General features: G+C 67.6%; 22 protein-coding genes and 1 tRNA gene. 12 read left to right on the top strand and 11 right to left on the bottom strand.

Annotation, left to right across the window (positions count from 1 at the left end):
* Window positions 1-65 precede the first annotated feature (65 nt).
* From RBB34_RS13990 to RBB34_RS13975, 4 genes are all read right to left on the bottom strand, one after another.
* Window positions 66-1,088 (bottom strand): tripartite tricarboxylate transporter substrate binding protein, encoded by a 1,023-nt coding sequence (locus tag RBB34_RS13990; RefSeq protein WP_306119850.1) that lies wholly within the window; start codon window positions 1,086-1,088, stop codon window positions 66-68.
* 360 nt (window positions 1,089-1,448) lie between these two features.
* Window positions 1,449-2,663 (bottom strand): mandelate racemase/muconate lactonizing enzyme family protein, encoded by a 1,215-nt coding sequence (locus tag RBB34_RS13985; RefSeq protein WP_306119849.1) that lies wholly within the window; start codon window positions 2,661-2,663, stop codon window positions 1,449-1,451.
* Between the two features lie 238 nt (window positions 2,664-2,901).
* Window positions 2,902-4,686: an SLC13 family permease gene (locus RBB34_RS13980; protein WP_306119848.1), complete on the bottom strand. Its 1,785-nt coding sequence runs from the start codon at window positions 4,684-4,686 to the stop codon at window positions 2,902-2,904.
* Between the two features lie 22 nt (window positions 4,687-4,708).
* Complete coding sequence (locus tag RBB34_RS13975) at window positions 4,709-4,921, bottom strand: SlyX family protein (protein ID WP_306119847.1); 213 nt, start codon at window positions 4,919-4,921, stop codon at window positions 4,709-4,711.
* Between the two features lie 201 nt (window positions 4,922-5,122).
* Here RBB34_RS13975 and RBB34_RS13970 point away from each other — a divergent pair, with 201 nt between their 5' ends.
* From RBB34_RS13970 to deoA, 6 genes are read left to right on the top strand one after another with little or no spacing between them, the layout of a single operon-like run.
* Window positions 5,123-6,700, top strand: a complete 1,578-nt coding sequence (locus tag RBB34_RS13970; RefSeq protein ID WP_306119846.1) for an ABC transporter ATP-binding protein — start codon at window positions 5,123-5,125, stop codon at window positions 6,698-6,700.
* Window positions 6,701-6,702: 2 nt separating this feature from the next.
* The gene (locus tag RBB34_RS13965) at window positions 6,703-7,836 is read left to right on the top strand and encodes an ABC transporter permease (RefSeq protein ID WP_306119845.1); all 1,134 of its coding nucleotides are present in this window, start codon (window positions 6,703-6,705) and stop codon (window positions 7,834-7,836) included.
* A gap of 7 nt (window positions 7,837-7,843) precedes the next feature.
* The gene (locus RBB34_RS13960; RefSeq protein ID WP_306119844.1) at window positions 7,844-8,818 is read left to right on the top strand and encodes an ABC transporter permease; all 975 of its coding nucleotides are present in this window, start codon (window positions 7,844-7,846) and stop codon (window positions 8,816-8,818) included.
* A gap of 1 nt (window position 8,819) precedes the next feature.
* A complete protein-coding gene (locus tag RBB34_RS13955) occupies window positions 8,820-9,221 on the top strand; it encodes a cytidine deaminase (protein WP_306119843.1) in 402 nt (133 codons plus the stop codon).
* Window positions 9,218-10,018 carry a purine-nucleoside phosphorylase gene (locus RBB34_RS13950; protein WP_306119842.1) on the top strand — a complete coding sequence of 267 codons (801 nt, stop codon included), beginning with the start codon at window positions 9,218-9,220 and terminating at the stop codon, window positions 10,016-10,018. The genes RBB34_RS13955 and RBB34_RS13950 overlap by 4 nt, the downstream gene beginning before the upstream one ends.
* Before the next feature lie 44 nt (window positions 10,019-10,062).
* Entirely contained in the window at window positions 10,063-11,376 is a 1,314-nt protein-coding gene (deoA, locus tag RBB34_RS13945) for a thymidine phosphorylase (protein WP_306119841.1), read from the top strand.
* Window positions 11,377-11,459: 83 nt separating this feature from the next.
* Here deoA and RBB34_RS13940 read toward each other — a convergent pair whose 3' ends face one another.
* The 3 genes from RBB34_RS13940 to RBB34_RS13930 form a co-directional block, all read right to left on the bottom strand.
* Window positions 11,460-11,996, bottom strand: coding sequence for a TIGR02281 family clan AA aspartic protease (locus tag RBB34_RS13940; RefSeq protein WP_306119840.1), 537 nt, complete (start codon window positions 11,994-11,996; stop codon window positions 11,460-11,462).
* Window positions 11,997-12,108: 112 nt separating this feature from the next.
* Window positions 12,109-12,738, bottom strand: a complete 630-nt coding sequence (gene upp / locus RBB34_RS13935; RefSeq protein ID WP_306119839.1) for a uracil phosphoribosyltransferase — start codon at window positions 12,736-12,738, stop codon at window positions 12,109-12,111.
* 92 nt (window positions 12,739-12,830) lie between these two features.
* A complete protein-coding gene (locus RBB34_RS13930; protein ID WP_306119838.1) occupies window positions 12,831-13,865 on the bottom strand; it encodes an adenosine deaminase in 1,035 nt (344 codons plus the stop codon).
* A gap of 94 nt (window positions 13,866-13,959) precedes the next feature.
* On the opposite strand from RBB34_RS13930, the gene ubiE reads away from it, so the two are divergent.
* A complete protein-coding gene (ubiE, locus tag RBB34_RS13925) occupies window positions 13,960-14,736 on the top strand; it encodes a bifunctional demethylmenaquinone methyltransferase/2-methoxy-6-polyprenyl-1,4-benzoquinol methylase UbiE (protein ID WP_306119837.1) in 777 nt (258 codons plus the stop codon).
* 4 nt (window positions 14,737-14,740) lie between these two features.
* The gene (ubiB, locus tag RBB34_RS13920) at window positions 14,741-16,315 is read left to right on the top strand and encodes a 2-polyprenylphenol 6-hydroxylase (protein WP_306119836.1); all 1,575 of its coding nucleotides are present in this window, start codon (window positions 14,741-14,743) and stop codon (window positions 16,313-16,315) included.
* 477 nt (window positions 16,316-16,792) lie between these two features.
* Here ubiB and RBB34_RS13915 read toward each other — a convergent pair.
* The 4 genes from RBB34_RS13915 to RBB34_RS13900 all read right to left on the bottom strand — a co-directional run bounded on the left by RBB34_RS13915 (window position 16,793) and on the right by RBB34_RS13900 (window position 20,810).
* Window positions 16,793-16,869: transfer RNA gene (locus tag RBB34_RS13915), tRNA-Arg, on the bottom strand.
* Window positions 16,870-16,956: 87 nt separating this feature from the next.
* Window positions 16,957-18,492: a HAMP domain-containing sensor histidine kinase gene (locus RBB34_RS13910; protein WP_306119835.1), complete on the bottom strand. Its 1,536-nt coding sequence runs from the start codon at window positions 18,490-18,492 to the stop codon at window positions 16,957-16,959.
* Between the two features lie 48 nt (window positions 18,493-18,540).
* Window positions 18,541-19,968: an FAD-dependent oxidoreductase gene (locus RBB34_RS13905; protein WP_306119834.1), complete on the bottom strand. Its 1,428-nt coding sequence runs from the start codon at window positions 19,966-19,968 to the stop codon at window positions 18,541-18,543.
* A gap of 59 nt (window positions 19,969-20,027) precedes the next feature.
* Window positions 20,028-20,810: a TVP38/TMEM64 family protein gene (locus RBB34_RS13900; protein ID WP_306119833.1), complete on the bottom strand. Its 783-nt coding sequence runs from the start codon at window positions 20,808-20,810 to the stop codon at window positions 20,028-20,030.
* A 476-nt stretch (window positions 20,811-21,286) separates the two neighbouring features.
* Between RBB34_RS13900 and rpmH the strand changes: the two genes are divergently transcribed.
* The 4 genes from rpmH to RBB34_RS13880 all read left to right on the top strand — a co-directional run bounded on the left by rpmH (window position 21,287) and on the right by RBB34_RS13880 (window position 24,545).
* Window positions 21,287-21,424, top strand: coding sequence for a 50S ribosomal protein L34 (gene rpmH / locus RBB34_RS13895; protein WP_131615566.1), 138 nt, complete (start codon window positions 21,287-21,289; stop codon window positions 21,422-21,424).
* A gap of 53 nt (window positions 21,425-21,477) precedes the next feature.
* Window positions 21,478-21,906 (top strand): ribonuclease P protein component, encoded by a 429-nt coding sequence (gene rnpA, locus RBB34_RS13890; RefSeq protein ID WP_306119832.1) that lies wholly within the window; start codon window positions 21,478-21,480, stop codon window positions 21,904-21,906.
* Window positions 21,907-21,911: 5 nt separating this feature from the next.
* Window positions 21,912-23,750, top strand: a complete 1,839-nt coding sequence (gene yidC / locus RBB34_RS13885; RefSeq protein WP_306119831.1) for a membrane protein insertase YidC — start codon at window positions 21,912-21,914, stop codon at window positions 23,748-23,750.
* 147 nt (window positions 23,751-23,897) lie between these two features.
* Window positions 23,898-24,545 (top strand): CatB-related O-acetyltransferase, encoded by a 648-nt coding sequence (locus tag RBB34_RS13880; protein WP_306119830.1) that lies wholly within the window; start codon window positions 23,898-23,900, stop codon window positions 24,543-24,545.
* Window positions 24,546-24,587 lie beyond the last annotated feature (42 nt).

Here is a 24,587-nt window from a genome sequence, read left to right as displayed (position 1 = left end):
GGGCCGGTGCAAAGCGCCGTGGCGCCGGCCTTGCTGCCGGTCGGCGCCACGGGCGTCGGGTCGGCCTACTGTGCCGCGCAGTCGATGCCTATCTCGGACGGGTCGATGACGGCTTCGCCGCGATCGACGCGGGCGCAGGCTTCCAGGATCACCACCGGCATGGCGACCTCCAGGGCCGCCTCGCCATAGCTCGGCGCGAACACGGCGCCGCGGTCGGAGGCGTATTCCTGCAGTTCGGTGGAATTCATGACGACGTCCTGCCAGACCTGGTCGACCGTGTCATAGACCTCCTGCGGCGCGCCCACCGGGATGAAGACGCCGAAATAGTCGGCCGCGATCTTCATGTCGGGCAGCCATTGGGTGACCGGCGGGATCGGGTCGATGCCTTCCACCGTCAGCGGCTCGTCCGACAGGACGGCGAGCGCCCGCAGCCGGCCGGCGCGGATCATCTCGGTCTGCTCGACGGCGAGCTGGGTGGTCGCCATGACCTCGCCGCTGGCCGCGGCGATCACCGCCGGATTGCCGCCGTCATAGGTGACCATGCGCGCCGAAAAGTCCTCGCCGGCGGCCTCGCGCAGCGCCGCAAGGGCCATGCCGCCCGACGAGTTCACGCCGGCGGTGCCGATGGTGATCTGCTCGTTCTTCATCGCTTCGAGAAGCTCGCCGAAGTCCTGCCAGGGCGCGTCGACATTGACGCTGACGACCGGCACGTTGGCGACGTGCAGATAGATCCTGTAGTCCTCGATCGAGGTGTCCTCGATCAGGCCGGTGACCGCATAGGTGGCATTGTTGGCGATGGCGTTGGCGGTCCAGGTATAGCCGTCGCGCGGCGCCTCGAGCGCGGCGGCCGTGCCGATCGAGCCGGACGCGCCGGGCTGGTTGACGACGACCACCTCGGTGCCGAGTGCCTCCTCGAGCAGCGGCGCGACGACGCGGGTGACCTGATCGGTGGAGCCGCCCGCCGACCAAGGAACGATGATGTTGATGGGGCGATCCGGCTGCCATTGCGCGGCAGCGGGGGCGGCGGTGAGCATCAGCCCTGCCGCGGCCACCGCGGCGGCCTTCAGACCGGTCGAGAACATGTGCATACTGGGCTCCTCCCGTTAGATTACCGACCAGTAGGTAACAACAGTTCACGGCCGTCGTCAACGGGCAAATGGGAGCGGTTCCTCCGCGGGTTCGGCGGCGGCCGGTTCGGGCGTGAGATGGCGCCGGGCCGACGGGGCGCGGCCGGACGGCGCGGCCGCATCAGGTAGCCGCGCCCTTCAAGAACCAGCACCACCCGATAGACCTCCTGCAACGAACGGCCGAGCCGCTGGGCTATCTGGCTGGGCGTTATCGGCTCGATAAGGTTCGACATGAACTCGCGCACGTCGAGCGCCGGCACGGCGTAGGAGGAGCCGGTGGCGCCGCTACGAGCCTGAGCGGCGCTGCCCGCCTGCCCTGCCCTATGGCACCACCGGCGTGTCGTCCATCGCAAGGTGCAGATCCGGTCCGTCATAGGGGTGGGCGCGTGCGACGGCCTCGTTGAGCGCCACGCCCAGTCCCGGCCCGGTCGGCACGGTCGTGTAGCCGTCCTCGAGCGCAAGCGGCGTCTCGAGCAGTTCCGCATGAAAGCCGGACCAGTCCCTGATCGCTTCCAGGATGAGGAAATTGGGAAGGCTCGCGGCCAGCTGGATGTTGGCCGCCGCCGCGATCGGGCCGCAATAGCAGTGCGGCGCGACAAGCGCGTGATGCGTCTCGGCGATGGCGGCGATCTTCTTGGTCTCCAGGATGCCGCCCGACCGACCGAGATCGGGCTGGATGATCTGCGCCGCGCCCATCGCCAGAAGCCGCGCGAACTCATACTTGGTCGTCAGCCTTTCGCCGGTGGCGACCGGAATCGTGGTCGCGCGGGCGAAAGCGGCCATCGCCTCGGGCATGTCGGGCGGCACCGGCTCCTCGAACCATAGCGGATCGTAGGGCTCGATCGCCCTGGCCATGCGCGCGGCGCCCGACGGCGTGAACTGGCCATGCGTGCCGAACAATATGTCGGCGCGGGTGCCGACCGCTTCGCGCACCGCGGCGACCATCGCCGCCGACCGTTCGATGTCGGTCAGGAGCGGCTGGTGCGGATCGTGGATCGTGTAGGGGCCGGCCGGGTCGAACTTGATCGCGGTGAAGCCGCGCGCGACCCATGCCAGCGCCGCCTGGGCCGCCGTTTCCGGATCGTTGTAGACGGTCCGGCCTTCCGTTTCGGCCGGGTAGACCGAGCCGGTGGCGGGATAAAGATAGGTGTAAGAGCGCAGCCGCTCATGCACCGCGCCGCCGATCAGCCGATGCACTGGCTGGCCGGCATGCTTGCCGATGATGTCCCAGCAGGCCATTTCGAGCGCTGACAGGCAGCCCATCATGGAGATGTCCGGCCGCTGGGAGAAGCCCGACGCGTAGCACCGCCGGAACAGCGTCTCCACGTCGTGCGGATCGCGCCCGATCAGGTAGCGCGCCGCCGCGTCCTCGATCATCGCCGCGGTGACATGCGGGCCGAACGTGGCATTGTAGGCCTCGCCATAGCCGATCACGCCGTCGCTGTCGGTCAGCTTGACGAAGATGAAGTAGCGCCCGCCCGGCGTGCCTTCGGGTGTGCCAACGACAAAGGTTTCGATGTTGGCGATGGCGGGCATCGTGCAGCCGATCGATCACGGTTGGGGCAGGCCGCGTGGGCCAAAGCCATGTCACCATGACCAGGGCGCGCCGGCAAGCCTTGCGCGCGTTGCTCGCGCCCGGATCGAGGCGGCACGACACGACAATCGCCGGCAAGCGGTCGGCGTACAGCGTTTACGGTCGCGCGCAGATTGTCCGGCGACTGCGAGAGCCCGCATGGGTGCGCGGTCGCGATGCGATGGCAGTGTCCGAACCGGATCACTGGAACGGCCAGACCAGCGGGATCATCACCATGGCGATGGCGAAGGTGGTCACGTCCATGATCAGCCCCAGCCGCAGGAAGTCGGTGAAGCGATAGCCGCCGGCATTGTAGACAAGCGTGTTGGTCTGATAGCCGATCGGCGTGATGAAGCTGGCCGAGGCGGCGATCATCACCGCGACCACGAAGGGGCGCGGGTCGAGCCCGAGGGCGGTGGCGAGCCCGATCGCCACCGGCGTGACGATCACCGCCACGGCATTGTTGGTGACCAGTTCGGTCAGCACCGTCGTCAGGATGTAGACCGCCGCCAGGGCAACGATGGGGGCCAGATCCATCAGGAACGGCTCGACCGCGCCGACGATGATGGCGACGAGTTCGGTCTTTTCCATCGCCATGCCGACCGCCAGCATGGCGCCGATCAGCGCCAGCACCCGCCAGTTGACCATCTGCACCGCCTCGTCCGCTTCCACGCAGCGCGTGGCCAACACCAGCACCGCGCCGATCAGCGCCAGCCCGGCAATGGGCAGGACGTTGAACGCCGCCCCCACGACCACGCTCAGCGTGATCGCGATGGCGAGCGGCGCCTTGTCGCGCCGGTAGCCGCGCTCGGCGGGTTCGGAGACATTGACCAGATTGTTCTCCTCGGCGAACCGGGACAGGTCCTCGGGCGCCCCCTCGATCAGCAGCGTGTCGCCGACCTCCAGCGGCGTCGTCTCGAACCGGTCGGCCATGTTCAGTCCGCCGCGATGCAGGGCGATCGGATAGATGCCGTAGCGGCGCCGCAGGCGCAGGTGGCGCAGCGTGCGCCCGAGCACGCGCGCGCCGGGGCCGATCAGGATCTCGATCACGGTCGAGCTGCGCGCACCGGTCTGTTGCAGGCGCCGGTCGCCGGGCGCGCCGAGCTGGCCCTCCTCCTTCATCGACAGGATCTCGGCCACCGGCGAGCGCAGCACGACGATGTCGCCGGCGCGCAGCACCACGTCGTCCAGTTCGCGCCTGAGCGAGGCATCGCCGCGCAGCACGTCGATGATGCGCCGGTCGGGCTGGTTGAAGGCGGGCACTTCACGGGCATGGGCGCCGATATGCTGCGAGCCCTGCTCGATCACCGCCTGGACGATGAACTTGCGCCCGCCGCTGGCCGGGCTCAGCGCCGCAATGCCCTGGCGCTCGGGCAGCAGGCCGCGGGCGGCGAACATGACCACGATGCCGACCGAAGCGACCACCAGCCCCACCGGCGCGATCTCGAAGATCGAAAAGGGCGCAAGGCCGGCATCGCGCGCCACCGTGTCGACCAGAAGGTTGGTCGAGGTGCCGATCAGCGTGCAGGTGCCGCCCAGAATCGCCGCATAGGACAGCGGGATCAGCAGCTTGGAGGGCGACTGGCTGGTCTCGCGCGCGATCTGGATGGCGACCGGGATCATCAGCATGACGAGCGGGGTGTTGTTCATCACCGCCGACATCGCCGCCGCCGCGCCCAGGAAGGTGAAGAAGGTCAGCGCCGGCCGCGCCCGGGCGTGGCCGGTGGCGAACCGCGCCAGCCGTTCGACCGCGCCCGTGCGCACCAGCGCCGCGGACAGCACGAACATCGCCGCGATCGTCGCCAGCGCCGGCGAGGACAGAACGCCCAGCACCTCGCCGACATCGACGATGCCGAGCACAAGCAGGGCCGTCACGCCCAGGCCCGCCACCACCTCGGGCGCCCGCCACTCCAGCGAAAAGCCCACGAACAGCGCCATGATGACGAGCGCTGTTGCAGCCGGGGCGAGCAGGGCGGCGTCGGTCATCACGACGCGTGCGTCCCGGCGCCTACCAATGCGGCGGCCTGTCGACCGGCGGCGCTTCGCCGAGCCGTCTTTCGAGCTCGCCGAACCGGTGCCGCAGCGCTTCGAGCTTGCCGCTCAGATCGGCGATCACCGCGTCCTGGGCGGTGACCACCTCGTTGAGTTCGTCGATCGTCCGGGCCTGGTGGGCGACCTGGATTTCAAGCTCGTCGAGACGTTCGTTCTGGGTCCTTGCCATCGATGGTCCTGCACGATCGCCACCCCGGCTCGCCGCAATGGTTATCACGGGCGGCCGGCGCTGTCTAAGAAATGCGCCGCGACATGCCGCCATCGCGGCTGTGCGCGGCGGCTTGAGAGCGTGTTTTCGTGCTGGATTCAACGAAAAGAAATGCTAGGTTTTAAACGTTTGAACAAGTTCCTTCCGGGCACGGACCCCCTCATGGCGCCATACGCAATCGAGCTGGCCGGCATCAACAAGAGTTTCGGCGCCGTCCATGCCAATCGCGATATCGATCTGGCCGTCGAGCAGGGCACCATCCACGGCATCATCGGCGAGAACGGCGCCGGCAAGTCGACGCTGATGTCGATCCTTTACGGCTTCTACCAGGCCGATTCGGGCGAGATCCGGGTCGGCGGCCAGCCGGTGACCATCAACACGCCCAATGACGCCATCGCCCTTGGCATCGGCATGGTCCACCAGCATTTCATGCTGGTCGAGAATTTCACGGTGCTCGAGAACGTCATGCTGGGCGCGGAGGGCGCGCAGCTGCTCTCCGGCGGCATCGCGCGGGCCCGCGCCGAACTGGAGCGGCTGGAAAGGGAATATGCGCTGGAGGTCGATCCCTCGGCGATCATCGAGGAGCTGCCGGTCGGGCTGCAACAGCGCGTCGAGATCCTCAAGGCGCTCTATCGCGGCGCCGAGATCCTGATCCTGGACGAGCCGACCGGCGTGCTCACCCCGCCCGAGGCCGACCATCTGTTCCGCATCCTCCGCCAGCTCAAGGAGCAGGGCAAGACGATCGTCCTGATCACCCACAAGCTGCGCGAGATCATGGCCGTCACCGACAATGTCTCGGTGATGCGGCAGGGCGAGATGGTCGCCACGCGCAAGACGGCCGAGACCTCGGTCGAGGAACTGGCCGAACTGATGGTCGGCCGCCGCGTGCTTCTCAGGGTCGAAAAGGGCGAGGCCAGCCCCGGCGCCGTCAAGCTCGCCGTCGAGAACCTGACCGTCAGGGACAGTCGCGGCGTGACGATGGTCGATGATGTGTCCTTCGAGGTTCGCGCCGGCGAGATCGTCGGCATTGCCGGGGTGGCGGGCAACGGCCAGAGCCAGCTCATAGAGGCGATCGCCGGCATTCGCCGCGCCGAGAACGGCCGCGTGACGCTCGATGGCGAGCCGGTGAGCGTGACCGGCGAGGCCGATCCGGCCATGCTGCGCACGCGCGGCATGGCGCATGTGCCCGAGGACCGCCATCACATGGGGCTGGTGCTGCAGTTCGAGGAGAACGAGAACGCCATCTTGGGCTATCATGCCAAGGACAGCTATGTGAACGGGCCGATGCTCGATCTGGCCAGCATCAGGCGCGATGCGGCCGAGAAGATCGAGAAATACGACATCCGCCCGCCCAATTGCCGGCTGAAGACCGCCAACTTTTCCGGCGGCAACCAGCAGAAGATCGTGCTGGCGCGCGAGATGGAACAGGATCCGGCCGTCCTGATCGTCGGCCAGCCCACGCGCGGCGTCGATGTCGGCGCCATCGAGTTCATCCACAAGCGCATCATCGAGATGCGCGACGCCGGCAAGGCGGTGCTGCTCGTCTCGGTGGAGCTCGACGAAATCCGCTCGCTGTCGGACCGGATCCTGGTCATGTTCGCCGGACGCATCGCCGGCGAGCGTGGCCCGGAGGCGACCGAGGGCGAACTGGGGCTCTTGATGGCCGGCGTCGCCGATGAGACCGAGGCGCCCCGCACCAAAGAACGCTCCACAGAACCGGAAACCGAGGCGGCCGAATAGCCATGGCAGCGCCCTATGCCAAACTGCCCGGCTGGGTCGATTACGGGCTGATCCCGCTGATCAACCTGGTCGTCGCCTTTCTCGTCGCCGGGCTGGTCGTGCTGCTGGTCGGCGAAAACCCGCTGCGCGCGGCGGCGCTGCTGGTTCAGGGCGCCTTCGGCTCGGGCGACGGCATCGGCTACACGCTGTTCTATGCCACCAACTTCATCTTCACCGGCCTGTGCGTGGCGGTGGCGTTTCATTGCGGGCTGTTCAACATTGGCGGCGAGGGGCAGGCCTATGTCGGCGGGCTCGGTGTCGCCATCGCGGCGCTGACGCTGGACACGGTGGCGCCCTGGTGGATCACGCTGATCGCCGCGACCGTCATGTCGGGGCTGGTCGGCGCGGCCTGGGCCTTCATACCCGCCTATTTCCAGGCCAGGCGCGGCAGCCACATCGTCATCACCACCATCATGTTCAACTTCATCGCGGCCAGCCTGATGGTCTATCTGCTGGTCGGCCCGCTCAAGCCGCTGGGCAGCCAGGTGCCGGCGACGCGCGACTTCGCCGAAGGCGCGCAATTGCCGCGCCTTGACTGGCTGATCGAGATGTTCGGCATGAATGTCCGTTCGGCGCCGTTCAACGTCACCTTCCTGCTGGCCTTGGCCGCCGCCTTCGGCGTTTGGGTGCTGATCTGGCGAACGCGCCTTGGCTACGAGATCCGAACGATGGGCTTTTCGCCCACCGCCGCGCGCTATGCCGGGGTTCGGGACACGCGCATCATCGTCGTCACGATGCTCATTTCCGGCGCGCTCGCCGGAATGATGGCGCTCAACCCGGTGATGGGCGACCAGGAACGCCTGCAGCTCGACTTCGTCACCGGTGCGGGATTCGTCGGCATTGCGGTGGCGCTCATCGGCCGGTCGCACCCCGCCGGCATCGTGCCCGCCGCCATCCTGTTCGGCATGCTCTATCAGGGCGGCGCGGAGATCGCCTTCGAGATGCCCAATATCTCGCGCGACATGATCGTCATCATCCAGGGGCTGGTGATCCTGTTCGCCGGCGCGCTCGAGCACATGTTCCGGCCGGCGATCGCGCGCGCCTTCGGCGGGCTGGCCGAGGGGCGGCCCAAGCCCTCTGCAGCAGTGACACGCTAGGCCGGCCATGGGCGCGCTCGAAACCTTCATCCTGATCCTCGATTCCACGGTGCGGCTGTCGATCCCGCTGATGTTCGCCGCCCTCGCCGGCCTTTACTCGGAGCGCGCGGGCATCTTCGACATCGGGCTCGAGGGCAAGATGCTGGCCGCCGCCTTTGCCGGCGCGGCGGCGGCCGCCGTCTATGGCTCGGCCTGGATCGGCCTGTTCTTCGCCGTCATGGTCTCGATCGGCCTTGCGCTGGTGCACGGATTTGCCTCGATCACCCACCGCGGCAACCAGATCGTCTCGGGCGTGGCGATCAACTTCATCGCGGCCGGCACCACCGTCATTCTCGGGCAGGCCTGGTTCCGGCAGGGCGGACGCACGCCGCCGCTGAGCGCCGACGGCAGCCGCTTCACCGCGATCGAACTGCCCTTCGCCGAGGCCATTTCCGGCGTGCCGGTTGTCGGGCTCGTCTATTCGGAGCTGATTTCGGGTCACTCGATCCTGGTCTATCTGGCCTTTCTCGCCGTGCCGTTCACCTGGTGGGTGCTGTTTCGCACGCGCTTCGGCCTCAGGCTGCGCGCGGTGGGCGAGAACCCCGGCGCGGTCGACACCGCCGGCATTTCGGTGACCTGGCTGCGCTATCGCGCGGTGATCTGCACCGGTATCCTGTGCGGCTTTGCCGGCGCCTATCTGTCGGTCGCCCAGAATGCCGGCTTCGTCAAGGACATGACCGCCGGCAAGGGCTTCATCGCGCTCGCCGCGCTGATCTTCGCCAAGTGGAAGCCGGTCAACGTCATGTTCGCCTGCCTGCTGTTCGGCTTCCTCGACGCGGTGGCGATCCGCTTTGCCGGCATCGAGATCCCCGGCCTGTTCGAGGTTCCCCCGCAATTCATGCAGGCCCTGCCCTATATCCTGACGGTGGTGCTGCTGGCCGGCTTCATCGGCCGGGCGATCCCGCCCAAGGCCGGCGGCCAGCCCTATGTGAAGGAGCGCTGACATGGCCGACCTCGCCGCACTCTACCGTGCCGCCATCGATGCGATGGGCAAGTCGCGGGCGACCTATTCGCGCTTTCCGGTCGGCGCGGCGATTCTGACCGCCGACGGCGCCATTCATGCCGGCGGCAATATCGAGGTGGTGTCCTATCCCGAGGGCTGGTGCGCCGAAACCACCGCGCTGTCGCACTACGTGATGGCCGGCGGCGGCGAGATCACCGACATCTGCGTTCTTGCCGAAAAACTGCCGCTGTGCACTCCGTGCGGCGGCTGCCGCCAGCGTCTGGCCGAATTCGCCCCGCCGCATGCCAGGGTGCATCTGTGCGATGCCGGCGGCATCGCCCGGACCATCGCGCTGGCCGACCTTCTTCCCCTTGCCTTCGACACGGATGTCCTGCGCCCATGATCACGACCATCGATCACATCGTCGACAAGCTCGAAGGGCTGGCGCCGGTGACCGCCTTCGTGCTGGGCTCGGGTCTTGGCGGGCTGGTCGAGGCGGTCAGCGATGCCGTGCACATCCCCTATGGCGAACTGAAGGGATTTCCGGCCTCGGGCGTCAGCGGCCATGCCGGCGAACTGGTCGCCGGCAGGCTGGCGGGCAAGCCGGTGCTGATGCTGTCGGGCCGCGCCCACTACTATGAGAAGGGCGATGCGGGGGTGATGCGCCCGGCGATCGAGATCCTCGCCGGGCTCGGCATCCGCAATCTGGTGCTGACAAACTCCGCCGGATCGCTGCGGCAGGATCTGCCGCCCGGCTCGGTGATGCTGATCACCGACCATATCAACTTCGCCGGCGCCAATCCGCTGATCGGCGAGGAGAGCGACCGGCGGTTCGTCGGCCTGACGAGCGCCTATGACCCCGAGCTTTCCGACCGGCTGCGGGCGGCCGCAAGGGCCGAGGACATCGCGCTGGGCGAAGGCGTCTATATGTGGTTTTCCGGACCGAGCTTCGAGACGCCCGCCGAGATCCGCATGGCACGCTCCATGGGCGCCGATGCGGTCGGCATGTCGACCGTTCCCGAGGTGATCCTGGGCCGGTTCGCCGGGCTCGACTGCGCGGCCTGCTCGGTGATCACCAATTACGCGGCCGGCATGACCGGCGGCGAACTGTCCCACGACGAGACCAAGCAGATGGCGCCGGTCGGCGGCAGGCGGCTGCAGGCGATCCTGACGCGTTTCATCGCCGACATGCCGTTGTGACGGCGATCGGTTGACGGCCACCGCAGGGCGGGCGACAAACGGGCATGCTGGCACAGGAATTCATTCGCACCAAACGCGATGGTGGCGTGTTGACCGGCGAGGAAATCGCCGGGTTCGTGCGCGGCGTCGCCGACGGATCGGTGACCGATGCGCAGATCGCCGCCTTCGCCATGGCCGTCTTCTTCAACGGCATGGAACGCGAGGAGACCGTGGCGCTGACGCTTGCCATGCGCGACAGCGGCGACGTGCTCGACTGGTCGGGCATCGGCCATCCCATCGCCGACAAGCATTCGACGGGCGGCGTCGGCGACAATGTCTCGCTCATGCTCGCGCCGATCGCGGCGAGCTGCGGGCTCGCCGTGCCGATGATCTCGGGCCGCGGCCTTGGCCATACCGGCGGCACGCTCGACAAGATGGAGGCGATCCCCGGCTACGATGTCGCACCCGACAACGCGCTGTTCCGCGCGGTGACCGACGAGGTGGGCTGCGCCATCATCGGCCAGACCGGCGATCTCGCCCCGGCCGACAAGCGCATCTATGCGGTCCGCGACGTCACGGCGACGGTGGAGAACCTTTCGCTGATCACCGCCTCGATCCTGTCCAAGAAGCTCGCCGCGGGCCTTGGTTCGCTGGTGCTCGACGTCAAGTTCGGAAACGGCGCGTTCCTCGACGACATGAAGGCCTCGCGGGCGCTCGCCCGGAGCCTGGTCGAGGTCGCCAACGGCGCGGGCACGAAGACCACCGTGCTCCTGACCGACATGAACGAGCCGCTCGCCTCGGCCGCCGGCAATGCGGTCGAGGTGCGCAATGCGGTGCGGTTCCTGACCGGCGAACATCGCGACGCACGGCTCGAGGAGGTCGTGATGGCGCTCGTCGCCGAAATGATCGTCCTGTCCGGGCTCGAGACCGATCTCGCCCGCGCCTCGCAGCGCGCCCATCAGGTGCTCGATGACGGCGCGGCGGCGCAGACCTTCGGCCGAATGGTCCACGCGCTGGGCGGGCCGGCCGACTTCATCGAGCGCTTCGAGCACCATCTGCCGGACGCTCCGCTGATCGAGGATGTGCCGGCGCCGGCCGGTGGTTTCCTCGCCGCAATCGATACCCGCGCCATCGGTGTCGCGGTGGTCGAGATGGGCGGTGGCCGCCGCCGCGCCGAGGATGCGATCGACCATGCGGTGGGCCTGTCCGACATCGCCGGCATCGGCACCAGGGTGGACAGTGGCGATCCCATCGCCCGCATCCATGCCCGCGATACGGCGGGCATGGCCCGCGCCAGACAGGCCGTGCTGGCTGCGGTGACGATAGCGGACGAAGCGCCCGCCGCGCGGCCGGTCATCGCCGAGAAGGTGACGGGCTGAGCGGTCGAGGGTCAAGCGACGGGTGTTGGCGATCGTGCCGGGCGCGGGGATCGGGCGGTACACGAGGTGCCGGACGGCGCGGGCTACTGGCGCAGCACCAGCGTGCCGTTCTCGACGGAAAAGCCGCGCAGCCGGTTCATGAAACTCATGCCGATCAGCACCGTGTTCAGCGCGTCGTCCTCCAGCACGAGCGCCTCGACGTCGCGCACGCGGATCGACCCGAGCCGCACCTCGTCCAGCACGGTGAGGGCGGCGCTGACCGTGCCGTTGGCGGTGTCGACCCGATAGATGAAATCGGCCCGCGTCAGCGCGATGCCGGCGCGGCGGGCCGTTGACCGGTTGATCGCCACCGCCGTCGCGCCGGTGTCGATCATGCCCTTGGCGCGCACCGCGTTCAGGTGGAACTCGGCGATATGATGGCCGCGCCGGTCGGCGCGCAGGCGCTCCACCCCGGCAAGCGTCACGGGCTGTGTCCCGGTGTCGTTCGCCGGCGCTTCGGGCCGTTCCTCGCGCGCCACGCCGGCGATCTCGTCCATGCGCTCTGGATTGCCGGTGACGAACTCGGCCCAGCCGATGGCGGCTGCCGAAACGCCGGCCAGCAACATGACATAGCGGAACATCGCGGTCTCCCTGCCGGCCAAGTGTCGGGCGGCAGGCTTGTCAAATGGCTAATCGAGCCCAGCTTTTGGCGCGCCGGTTAACCGGCTGTTGCCGCGACGGCCGCAATTGCCGCTACTTGGTGCCGTACATCCGGTCGCCCGCATCGCCCAGCCCCGGAACGATGTAGCCGTGATCGTTGAGATGGCTGTCGATGGACGCGGTGATGATCGGCACGTCCGGATGGGCCTTCGAGAAGCGCTCGACCCCCTCCGGCGCGGCCAGAAGGCACACGAAGCGCAGATCCCTGGCGCCGCGCGCCTTGAGCTTTTCGACCGCCGCGATGGCCGAATTGGCCGTCGCCAGCATCGGGTCGACGACGATGCTCAGCCGGTCGGACAGATCCTCTGGCGCCTTGAAGTAATACTCCACCGCCTCCAGCGTTTCGGGGTCGCGGTAAAGGCCGATATGGGCGACCCGGGCCGAGGGCACCAGATCGAGCATGCCCTCGAGCAGCCCGTTGCCGGCGCGCAGAACGGAGGCGAAGACGAGCTTCTTGCCGGCCAGCAGCGGCGCTTCCATGTCGGTCAGCGGCGTCTCGATGGTCTCGGTCGTCATCGGCAGTTCGCGCGTCGCCTCGTAGCACAGCAGCAGCGAGATCTCGCGCAAAAGCCGCCGGAAGCCGGCGGTGGAGGTCTCCTTCTTGCGCATCTGGGTGAGCTTGTGCTGGACGAGCGGGTGATCGACGACGGTGACGCTTTGCATGGGACGGCCTTTAGGAGAAGGACGTCGGCAGCCTAGCGGTCATCGGCACGCCACGGAAGAGCCGGGGCGCGCCTTGCGGCCGTGATGCACAGTCAATCGGTCGGCGCGTCGATCCCCGCGAGCAGCCGGGCGCGCGTCGGCGCGTCGCAGAACGCCGCCTCGATGGCCGTGCGGGTGACCGATCGCAGCGCCGCCGCATCGAGACCGAACGCTTGATGGGCGATGGCGTATTCATTGCCGATCGATGATCGGAAATGCGGCGGATCGTCCGAATTGAGCGTCACGCGCACGCCCGCCGCCCGCAGTGCGTTGAAGGGGTGCCGGCCATAGCCGGGAAAGACGCCCAGCACGATGTTGGAGGCCGGACACACTTCGAGAACCACGCCCTCCGCGGCGAGCCGCGCGACCAGGGCCGGATCCTCGATGGCGCGCACGCCATGGCCGATCCGCTCGGGCGCGAGATGATCGAGCGCATCGCGCACGCTGTGCGCGCCGCACAGTTCGCCCGCATGGACGGTGATGCCCAGACCGGCCGCGCGCGCGATGTCGAAGGCGCGCACGAAGTCCTTGGGGTGATGCATGCGCTCGTCGCCGGCCATGCCGAAGCCGGTGACGAGCGGATGCGGATTGTCGGCGATGTAGCGCGCCGCCCGCTCGACCGCCTTGGGGCCGCCATGGCGCAGCCCGGTCGCGATCATCCGGCCCTCGATGCCGGTTTCGTGCCTTGCGCGTTCGATGCCGGCGGCCAGGCCGGCAATGTAGCCCGCCGCGCCGAGACCGACCATTTCGGCATGGTCGGTGGCGATGAAGATCTCCGAATAGATGCAGCCCTGCGCGGCCAGGCTGACCAGATAGTCATGGGCGAGCGCGGCGAAATCCTCCTCGGAGCGGAACAGCCCGGCGATGGTGTCGTAGACTTGCAGGAACTCGGTGAAATTCGCCCAGCGATAGGCGCCATCGGCGATCACGCCCGAAAGATCGACGCCGTGGCGCGCCGCCTGGCGCATGGCCAGCGCCGGGCTCGCCGCGCCCTCGATATGGCAGTGCAGTTCCGCCTTGGGAACCGCGATGACGGCCTGCGGCAGGTCCGGTGCTGCGGCCCCGACGGCGGTTTCGAACTGCGGCATTTTCCCCTCCCGCCCTTGCGCGTTCCATTTGCCGGGCATCTGATCTAAATGAGCGCAAAGCGAGTTCGCGCGCAACCGACCCATAGCAGGCCTCATGTCCGATTCACGCACAGGCACCGACGACGCGATGAAGCGTTCGTTCGGCTACGAGAACGTCACCGAAGGCGAGAAGCAGGCCCGCGTCGACGACGTCTTTCACAAGGTCGCCCGACGCTACGACCTGATGAACGATCTGATGTCGGGTGGCATGCACCGGGCCTGGAAGGCGGCGATGATCGCCGCGCTCAACCCGCCGCGCCGGCCCGGCTGGCGCATGCTCGACGTCGCCGGCGGCACGGGCGACATCGCCTTGCGCGCGATCGACGCCTCGCGCGGCCATGCCCATGTCACGGTGCTCGACATCAACGGCTCGATGCTCGCGGTCGGCCGCGAACGCGCCGAACGTCGCGGCATTGCCGGCAATCTCGATTTCGTCGAGGCCAATGCCGAGCAATTGCCCTTCGAGGACGACGCCTTTGACGCCTACACCATCGCCTTCGGCATTCGCAACGTGCCCGACATCCAGGCCGCGCTCGGCGAGGCCCGGCGCGTGCTCAAACCCGGCGGACGGTTCCTGTGTCTGGAATTCTCCGAGGTCGTCGTGCCCGGCCTCGAGCAGTTCTACCAGGCATGGTCGTTCAACGCCATTCCGCGCATCGGTGGCTTTGTCGCCGGCGATGGCGAGCCCTATCGCTACCTCGTCGAATCGATCCGCAAGTTTCCCCGTCAGCGCGACTTTGCCGCCATGATCGAAAAGGCCGGCCTGTCGCGCGTGCGCTGGCGCAACTATTCGGGCGGCATCGCCGCGCTGCACTCGGGCTGGAAGATCTGACCCGATGAGCACCTGGCTTGCAGCTATGCGCCTTGCCCGCGCGGTGTGGGTGCTCTCGCGCGAAGGCGTGATCGCGGCCCTGCCGCGCCAGGGGCTCTCGGGCCCGGCGCGGACCGGACACGCCATCGCCACGCGGCTGGCGCGGCGCCGCGCCGAGGGGCTCGACAGCGCCCAGCGCATGACCAAGGCGATCGCCCGGCTCGGCCCCTCCTATGCCAAGCTCGGCCAGTTCCTGGCCACGCGCCCCGACATCATCGGCCTGCAGATGGCGCTCGATCTGGCCAATCTGCAGGACAACATGGAGAGCTTTCCCACCGAAAAGGCCAAGGAGCGCATCGCCGATTCGCTCGGCCTTCCGGTCACGGCACTGTTCTCGCGCTTCGACCCGCCGATTGCGGCGGCGTCGATCGCGCAGGTCCACCCGGCCCATGTGCGCAACCGCGACGGGTCCGAACGCAAGGTCGCCGTCAAGGTGATCCGGCCGGGCGTGCGCACGCGGTTCGACCGCGACCTTCAGAGTTTCTTCATGTTCGCGCGCATGCAGGAGCGCTACATCCCGGCCACGCGCCGGCTGCGCCCGGTCGCCGTCGCGCAGACGCTGGCCCAGAGCACCCGCGTCGAGATGGATCTGCGGCTCGAGGGCGCGGCGCTTTCCGAACTGGCCGAGAACACGCGGAACGACCCCGGCTTCCGCGTGCCCCGCGTCGACTGGGAGCGCACGGGACGCGACGTCCTGACGATGGAGTGGATCGAGGGCATCAAGATGAGCGACATCGAAGCGCTCAGGGCCGCCGGCCACGATCTGGAGAAGCTGGCGGTCAACGTCATCCAGTCCTTCCTGCGCCATGCCATGCGCGACGGCTTCTTTCACGCCGACATGCATCCGGGCAATCTGTTCGTCGTGCCCAATGGCGACATCGTCGCCGTCGATCTGGGCATTGCCGGCCGCATCGGGATCAAAGAGCGGCGCTTTCTGGCGGAGATCCTTTACGGCTTCATCCGGCGCGACTATCGCCGGGTGGCCGAGGTGCATTTCGAGGCCGGCTACGTGCCGCCGCACCACGATGTCGAGGCGTTCGCCCAGGCGCTGCGCGCCGTCGGCGAGCCGATCCACGACCAGTCGGCCGAGACCATCTCGATGGGCAATCTGCTGACGCTGCTGTTCGATGTCACCGACATTTTCGACATGCAGACCCGGCCCGAACTGCTGCTGCTTCAGAAGACCATGGTGGTCGCCGAGGGCAATGCGCGCATGCTCGACCCGCAGTTCAACATGTGGCAGGCGGCCGAGCCGATCGTCGGCGACTGGGTGCGGCGCAATCTGGGCCCGGCCGGACTTGCCAAGGATACACGCGACGGCGTGCATTCGGCGCTGCGGCTGGCGCGGCAACTGCCCGATCTGGCCGAGCGCACCGAACGCTTCGCGCGTGAGATCGAAGACATGGCCGACAACGGCATCCGGCTGTCGCAGGAAAGCATCAACGCGATCGGCAAGGCCGAGGCGCGCGAAAGCCGTTGGGGCCGGGTGGCGCTGTGGGTGGTCGCGGTCGCCGCGATCTGGCTGGCGATCGTCAGTTGATCGGAGCGGGCGCATTCGGTTGACGATGTCATGCTTTGAAGGCCTTGACCGAGTCACGCACGCTCGCCCACCGACGATGGAGGACTTCATTGGTCGAGATGCGAAAGCAAGGCCCGCGGACGATCTGGCTGTTTGGGTGGCCGGCCCCGACGACATTGTGCCTGCCCGACCGGAAGGCTCCTCGTTTTCTGATCGGTCGGCGAAATCGTTAGCCGCTTGGCCGTTCATCAAACCGTTTTCGCCGTCTTCTGTTTCGGCCGGTTCGGCAGCTTCGCGGGACCTGTCTGTTCGGCTCCTGTCGGTCGAAGCATGCTCGTCGTTTTTCAATACCCAGGTCGTTCCGCTTTTCGGACGAGGCGGGTCTTCATCTCCGAGCGGATCGATCGCGGGCCTCGCACGGCCGACCAATTCGAGAAGGTGCCCACGAAGGAACGGGACAAGGGGACCGTGGCGGCGGCGACAAGTGCTTGAAATGATTGGCGCACCCGGGAAGATTCGAACTCCCGACCCCCAGATTCGTAGTCTGGTGCTCTATCCAGCTGAGCTACGGGTGCTGGCGCCGATCCTGTCGGACCGCGACAAGCCGGCTAGGTAGTCGCTTGGCGCGGCAATTGCAAGCACGATCGCACAAGTCGGTGCGATCAGTGCCCGCTTGCCGATGAACGGCGTGTCTGGCGGGTCTGCGTTGCATCGGCCCGTTCGCCGCGCCGGCCGGATATGGCGGCGGGAGCGTCGGGCAGGCGGATCTCGAAATGGGTGCCCACCGCGCGGTCCTCGCGCAACTCCAGCGTGCCGCCATGGGCGCGCACCAGTTCGTTGGCGATGGCAAGGCCGAGCCCGGTGCCGCCATTGCGCGCGGCGCCGCTGAAAGGGGCGAACAGATTGTCGCGCGTCTTCTGCGGCAGGCCGGGACCGGTGTCCTCGATGGAGATGATGACGAGGGTGCCCATGCGCGCCGCCGAGATCGACAGCCGCTTGACGGTGACCGGGTCGTCGTCGCCGCGCATGGCCTGCACCGAGTTGCGGCTCAGATTCATGATCACCCTGAAAAGCTGCTCGGGATCGGCGTCCACTTCCATGCCCTCGTCGATGGCGGCGGAGAACTGGATCGGATCGTCCGGCTCAAGGCCCAGCAGTTCCTCGACATCGGCGACGATGCGGGCCAGCCGCACCCGGCGCCGCGCCGGCGCCTGTTCCTGCGCCTTGCCATAGGACAGGACTTCGGAGGTGTAGGTCACGGCCCGGTCGATGGTGCGGATCAGCTTGGGCGCGAAACGGCGCACGGACGGGTCGTCGGTGTCGGCGATCCGGTCGGACAGCAATTGCGCCGAAGCCAGGATGTTGCGCAGATCGTGATTGATCTTGGAAACGGCAAGACCCAGATCGGCCAGCCGCTTCTGGCTGCGCAGGGTCGACTGCAGCCGTGCCTGCATACCGGCGAGCTCGCGCTCGGCAATGCCCAGTTCGTCATCGCGCCGCGCCGGGCGGATCACCGCGTCGGCGTTCGAAGGATCGGCCGCAAAGCGCAACATGGAGGCGGTCATGCGCTCGATCGGACGGATCATGATGCGGTTGATGGCCAGGAACACAAGCGTGGCGGTGATCAGCGCGATGATCAGCGACAGAACCGCGATGTTGCGGGCGTAAACCAGCATCGCCTCGCGCAGATAGCTGTCGGGCATGACCAGTTCGATGCGGCCGTCGCTGTCGCCGATGGCGCCGGTCACGCGCAGCATCTCGTCGCCGCCGACGAACAGCGTGGCGAAGGCGTCGCCGATCGCGCCGAGCGCGGTGAAATCGGTGACGTCGACATGGCGGTCGACGGCGCCAGGCATTTCGGAGACGACCAGAAGGCGCGACTCCCCGCCCATGCGCAGCGCGATCGCCCTGGCGCCGATGGCCATGAGCACGTCGTCCTGCACCCGGCGCGGCAGCTGCGCGGTCGCCTCGGCGGTGATCAGCACGCTGGCGGCGGCCGCCGTGTTCAGCCGCTGCTCGAGCCAGGTGATGCGGAAATTGGCGACCGAAGGCACGAAGATCAGCACTTCGGCGATCATCACGAACAGGATGGTCAGCCACAGCAGCTTTGCCGACAGGCGTCGGCGCGGACGGCCCGGCGCGGGGCGCGCGGGCGGTTCGTCCAGGGTCTCCTGCGGCTCGGTTCGGGGCGCTGTCATGGCTGCAACGTAATGCCGGACGACCGTTTTGGCCAATGCCGCTGCCCGTCAGCCGAAACGGCGCAGAAAACCGATCAGCCGGCGCACGGCGGGTTTCTTCGTCATCGGCGCCGAAAAGGCGGTGGCGGCGCGCTTGGTCATCTCGGTCATGGTCGGATAGGGCGCGATGAAGCCGCGCAGGTCGCCGGCCTTGAGCTTGTTGGCGACGGCCAGCGCGAAGATGTTGATCATCTCGCCGGCATTGGCACCGGCAATGGTGGCCCCCAGGACCCGGCCGCGCCTGTCGACGACGAGCTTGACCAGGCCTTCGGTCTTCAGTTCGGTGCGGGCGCGGTCATTGTCCTTGTAGGGCCAGCGCAGCACGGTCACGGCGCCGCCGCGGGCGCGCGCCTGCGCTTCGGTCAGGCCGACATGGGCGAGTTCGGGATCGGTATAGGTCGCCCAGGGCACGATGTCGCGGTTCTCCCGGCCGGGCACGCGAAACAGGATCGACTGCACGACGAGCCCGGCATGATAGCCGGCCACATGGGTGAACTGCAGCCCGCCGGCGACATCGCCGATGGCGTAGACCTTGCGGTTCGATGTCAGAAGGGCGCGCGAGACCTTGATGCCCTTGCCGTCATGGTCGATGCCGGCCTTGTCGAGGTCCAGACGGTCGATATTGGGCGTCCGGCCGACGGCGACCAGAAGGTGGCTGCCGTCCACGGTCGATTGCGCGCCGTCCTTTTCGATCGTCACGCGGACGCCGCCCGCCTCGCTGGACCCGACGGCGACGACCTTGGCGCCTTCGCGGATATCGACGCCATCGGCGCGCACCCGGTCGAGCACGATGGCGGCCAGTTCCGGATCGTCCTTGGCAAGCGCCTTGAAGGCCTCGAGCACCGTCACCTCGGCGCCCAGCCGGCGATGGGCCTGGGCCATCTCCATGCCGATCGGCCCGCCGCCGATGACGATCAGGTGCTCGGGACGCTCGGTCAGTTCGAACAGGGTCTCGTTGGTCAGGTGGCCGACCGCGTCCAGGCCCGGGATCGGCGGGACGAGAGGCGAGGAGCCGGTCGCGATGACGAAGCGCCGGGCGCGGATCTCGTACTCGCCGGCAACGACCGTCTCCGGCCCGGTGAACCTGCCATAGGCCTCGATCACGTGAACGCCGAGCGCGGTGAAGCGCTCGACCGAATCGTGCGGCGCGATCTGCGCGATGACCGAGTGGACGTGATCGTGCACGCCCCTGAAGTCGACCTGCGGCTCGACCGGCGCGATGCCGAAGCTGCCGGCATGGCGCATGGCGTGGGCGGCCTTGGCGGCGGCGATCGTGGCCTTGGATGGCACGCAGCCATAGTTCAGGCAGTCGCCGCCCATCGCGCCGCCCTCGACGAGCACGACGTCGACCCCGAAGGCGGCGGCGGCGGCGGCGACGGTCAGCCCGCCCGATCCGCCGCCGATGACGCAGATGTCCGGCGTGAGCACTTCAGCCATGTTCGGATGGCTCCCTTTCGCGCATGGTGTGAGGCGGTCGCGCCCCGGATAAAATGCGATCAGCCGGCCTCGCGGTTGGTCCGGCCGCGCAGGCGCTTGACGACGAGCGGAATGGCGGCGACCACGGCGAGCGCGACGAAGGCAAGGGTGATCTCGCTGGTGACGAGGTCGCCCAGGGTCACCGTCGTGCCCGCCGCTTCGGCGGCCTCCAGGACCGAGCCCACGCCCTGGCCGAGATAGGCGTAGGCGAAGGTGCCGGGCAGGATGCCGATGAAGGTCGCCAGCACATAGACGCGCAGCGGCACGTTGAACAGCGCCGGCGCGATGTTGATGACGAAGAACGGAAACACCGGCGCCAGACGCAGCACCAGAAGATAGCTGAAGGCGTCCTCTTCGAAGCCGTCGGCGAGCGCCTTGACGCGGCCGCCAACGCGCGCGCGCAGGAAATCGCCGAAGGCGGAGCGGGCGGCCAGGAAGATCGCGGTCGCCCCCGTGGTCGCGCCGACGGCCACCAGCAGCCCGCCGACGAGCCAGCCGAACAGGAACCCGCCGAAGATGGTCAGGACCGAGGCCGCGGGAAAGGAGAACGCCACGGCGAGCGCGTAAAGGACGGCGAAGCCGCCGGTCGCCAGCAGATAGTTCGCCTGAACGAAGGCGGTCAGGCTCTCACGGCTCTCGGCAAGGAACGCGATCGAGAAGAAGCGCTGCCAGCCCATCAGATAGGCGAACACCAGTCCGGCGAGAATCACCGCCAGCGGCGCAAAGCGCCTTGCGATGGCGGCAAGGCCGGCCGCGGCCGGGGGACGGGTGTCTTCGGACATCGCAAGCGGTTTATCAGTCATCACGGTCGGGTCCAATCGCGGGTTGGCGCAAACGTCGGTTGCCTTGCGTGTCCAGATGAGGGCGGGCGGGCTCAAGAACAACTCACATCGCGGTGACATGACAAAGCGTGAGCCCGGCCGGGCGGGCGGTCACGCGCCGGTGAGCCCGTTCGAGCGAAGTCAGCACCCGATACCCGGCCGATGTCGCGGACGCAGACAAGACGCGACCAAGGCGTTGCGGGCGATCCCGCGATACAGCCATCGGCACCGGTGGGTGCCGCCAGCGGGATGCGAAAGCCCCGATCGGAGCACCAAAGCGCGGCGGCTGACCGTGGCCGGCCGGATCGGGGCCTGCGCGCATTGACATGGGCGATCGCCTGCATCATAAGCCCGGTCACGATCGGGCAGGCCTGTCCGGCGACGCTGCGCGTTGCATCCAGGCGCCCCGTGATCTTGACAATCGCTGGGAAAGGCCGCCCCGCGCGGCGGGTATCACGATGACGAAACGCACCTATCAACCCTCGCGCCTGGTCCGCAAGCGCCGGCACGGCTTTCGCGCCCGCATGGCTACGGCGGGCGGCCGCAAGGTCCTGGCACGGCGCCGCGCCAGGGGCCGCAAGAAGCTGTCGGCATAAGCGCCGATCGGCCGGCGCAGGCCGGCGACGACGAGACGCCCTCATGTGCGCGCATGGCCATGGTCACAGCCGGCAAGAGCCGGGCCTACCGGATCCTGGGCAGGCGTGCCGAGTTTCTCGCCGCGCGGCGGGGAACGCGCGCCAACGGGGCCTATGTGCGCCTGGAAGTGCGCAGGCGCGAGCCGGACGAAGCGGGCACGGCGCCGCGGATCGGTTTCACCGTCACCAAGAAGTGCGGCAATGCGCCCGAGCGCAACCGCATAAAAAGGCGCCTTCGAGAGGCGGTTCGCCTTGCCGCCGCTGATGACATGCGCGCACAACATGACTATGTAATTGTCGCCAAGCGGGATGTGTTAACCGCCGATTTCCAAGCCCTGTGCGAGGATCTGCGCGCGGCGATCGCACGAGCCCACACACGTGCGGCACGGCCGGCCGGCAGCGGCAGGACCGGCCCGACGCGGACCATCAGAACCGGACACTGAACCTCATGGACAAGAACAACCGCAATTTGTTCCTGACGATCGGACTTTCGGTGCTGATCCTGACGCTGTGGCAGATCTTCTACGTCAATCCGCAGATCGAGGCCGAACGTCAGGCGCAACTGGAGGCGCAGACACAGGCCGAGGCGACCGTCGAGCAGGACGCGCCGGCGCAGCCGGGCACGGCGCCCGGCGACATTCCCGCCGCCACGGTCGACGGCAACGCTCCGGGAGAAGCGGCCGGGATCGCCGCCCGGCAGGGGCGCGAGGCGGCGGTCGGCGCGGATGCGCGCATCGCCATCGACACGCCCACGCTGACCGGCTCCATCAATCTGACCGGCGCACGCTTCGACGACCTGTCGCTGAAGAACTACCATGTCGAGCCCGACCAGGACTCGCCGATCGTCGACCTTCTGTCGCCGGTGAGCGGTCCGGACGCCTATTTCGCCGAGTTCGGCTATACCGGGATCGAGGGTGCGCCGGGACCGGGGGCGCAGTGGCAGGCGCCCGAAGGCGCCACGCTGACCCCGTCATCGCCGGTCACGCTGACCTATCAGGCCCCGGACGGGCTGACATTCGCGCGTACCGTCGAGGTCGACGACAACTACATGTTCACGATCACCGACCAGATCGTCAACGAGGGCGTCGGGGCGGTGGCGTTGCAGGGCTATGGCCGCACCACGCGCTATACCATTCCCGCCACGCCGCCGATCTTCATCCTGCACGAGGGCATGATCGGGGTGACCGGCGAGGACGGGCTGACAGAGCACTCCTTCGGACAGATGCGCGACGAGGGCCAGTTCGTGCCCGGAAAGTCCAATGACGGCTGGCTGGGCATCACCGACAAGTACTGGGCGACCGCGCTGATTCCGGAACAGGGCGCCAGCTTCCAGCCGCGCTATTCGTATTTCACCGACGGCGCCGAGCGCTATCAGGCCGACTTCCTGCTCGATCCGGTGACCATCAATGCCGGCCAGAGCGCGACCGTGACCAGCATGCTGTTCGCCGGCGCCAAGAAGACGCGCATCGTCGATGCCTATGAGGAGAACCGGGACATCCGCCAGTTCGAGCTGCTGATCGACTGGGGCTGGTTCCACTTCATCACCAAGCCGCTGTTCTACCTGCTGTACTGGCTCAACAGCGTGTTCGGCAATTTCGGCGTGGCGATCCTGCTGGCGACCGTCCTGGTCAAGGCCGTGTTCTTCCCGCTCGCCAACAAGTCCTATGCGTCGATGGCCCGCATGAAGGTCGTCCAGCCCAAGATGGCCGAGATCAAGGAGCGTTATGGCGACGACCGGGAGAAGATGCAAAAGGCGATGATGGATCTCTACAAGAAGGAGAAGATCAATCCGATCGCCGGCTGCTGGCCCGTGCTCATCCAGATTCCGGTGTTCTTTGCGCTGTACAAGGTGCTCTATGTGACCATCGAGATGCGCCATGCGCCGTTCTTCGGCTGGATCCGGGACCTGTCGGCGCCGGACCCGACATCGATCTTCAACCTGTTCGGCCTGCTGCCCTACGATCCGTCCATGGTGCCGCTGATCGGGCCGCTGCTCATGCTGGGCGTGTGGCCGCTTCTGATGGGCATCACCATGTTCCTGCAGATGCAGATGAACCCGCCGCCGCCCGACCCGACCACGGCGATGGTGTTCAAATGGATGCCGGTGATCTTCACCTTCATGCTGGCCACCTTCCCGGCGGGGCTGGTGATCTACTGGGCGTGGAACAACTTCCTGTCGATCATCCAGCAGGGCGTGATCATGAAGCGCAACGGCGCCAAGATCGAGTTGTGGGACAATCTGCGCGGCATGTTCGGCAAGGGCAAGGCCAACAAGCCGGCCGAGTAGCGGCCCAAGAACACGACGGCAAGACAGGCGAGGATCAGGTCCGATGAACAGATAAGCTCCGATCCATCACCAGGGCGGCGAGCGATGCCGCCGCGGGGCGGATCGTCAACCGACCGACACAACCCCCACCATTATCGGAGCTTTTCGATGGGACCCGATCCCCAAGACCCGTTCCCCATCGCCGAACACGCGCGCGTGGGCTTTCTCAAGCCGCTCGTCGACGACCCGCAGATCGAGATCGGCGAGTACACCTATTACGACGACCCCGACGGCCCCGAGCATTTCGCCGACAAGTGCGTGCTCTACCGCTACCCGTTCATCGGCGACCGGCTGGTGATCGGCCGGTTCTGCGCGCTCGCCACCGATGTGCGCTTCATCATGAACGGGGCCAACCACGCCACCGACGGCTTTTCGACGTTTCCGTTCAACATCTTCGGCAAGGGCTGGGAGACCGGCTTCGACGTCGCGCGGTGGACGGCGGCGCTGCGCGGCGACACGGTCGTCGGCAACGATGTCTGGATCGGCCGGGAGGCGATGGTCATGCCCGGCGTGCGGATCGGCGACGGCGCGATCGTCGCGGCGCGCGCGGTGGTCACGCGCGACGTGCCGGCCTATGCGATCGTTGCCGGCAATCCGGCGCGCGTGGTCAGGATGCGCCATGACGCGGCGACGATCGCGCGGCTTGTGGCGATCGCATGGTGGGACTGGCCGGTGGCGCTGATCTCGGCCAACCGGCATCTGATCGGCGGCGCCGATCTTGAAGCGCTCGAGGCAATTGCCGATAAGCGGGAATGAACGGCGAAAGAACCATGGCGGGGGATTGTCGCCTGTCCCCGA

This window comes from Roseitalea sp. MMSF_3546 (assembly GCF_030732865.1).
Classification (GTDB): Bacteria; Pseudomonadota; Alphaproteobacteria; order Rhizobiales; family Rhizobiaceae; genus Roseitalea.
This window is presented reverse-complemented; position numbering and strand designations above follow the sequence as displayed.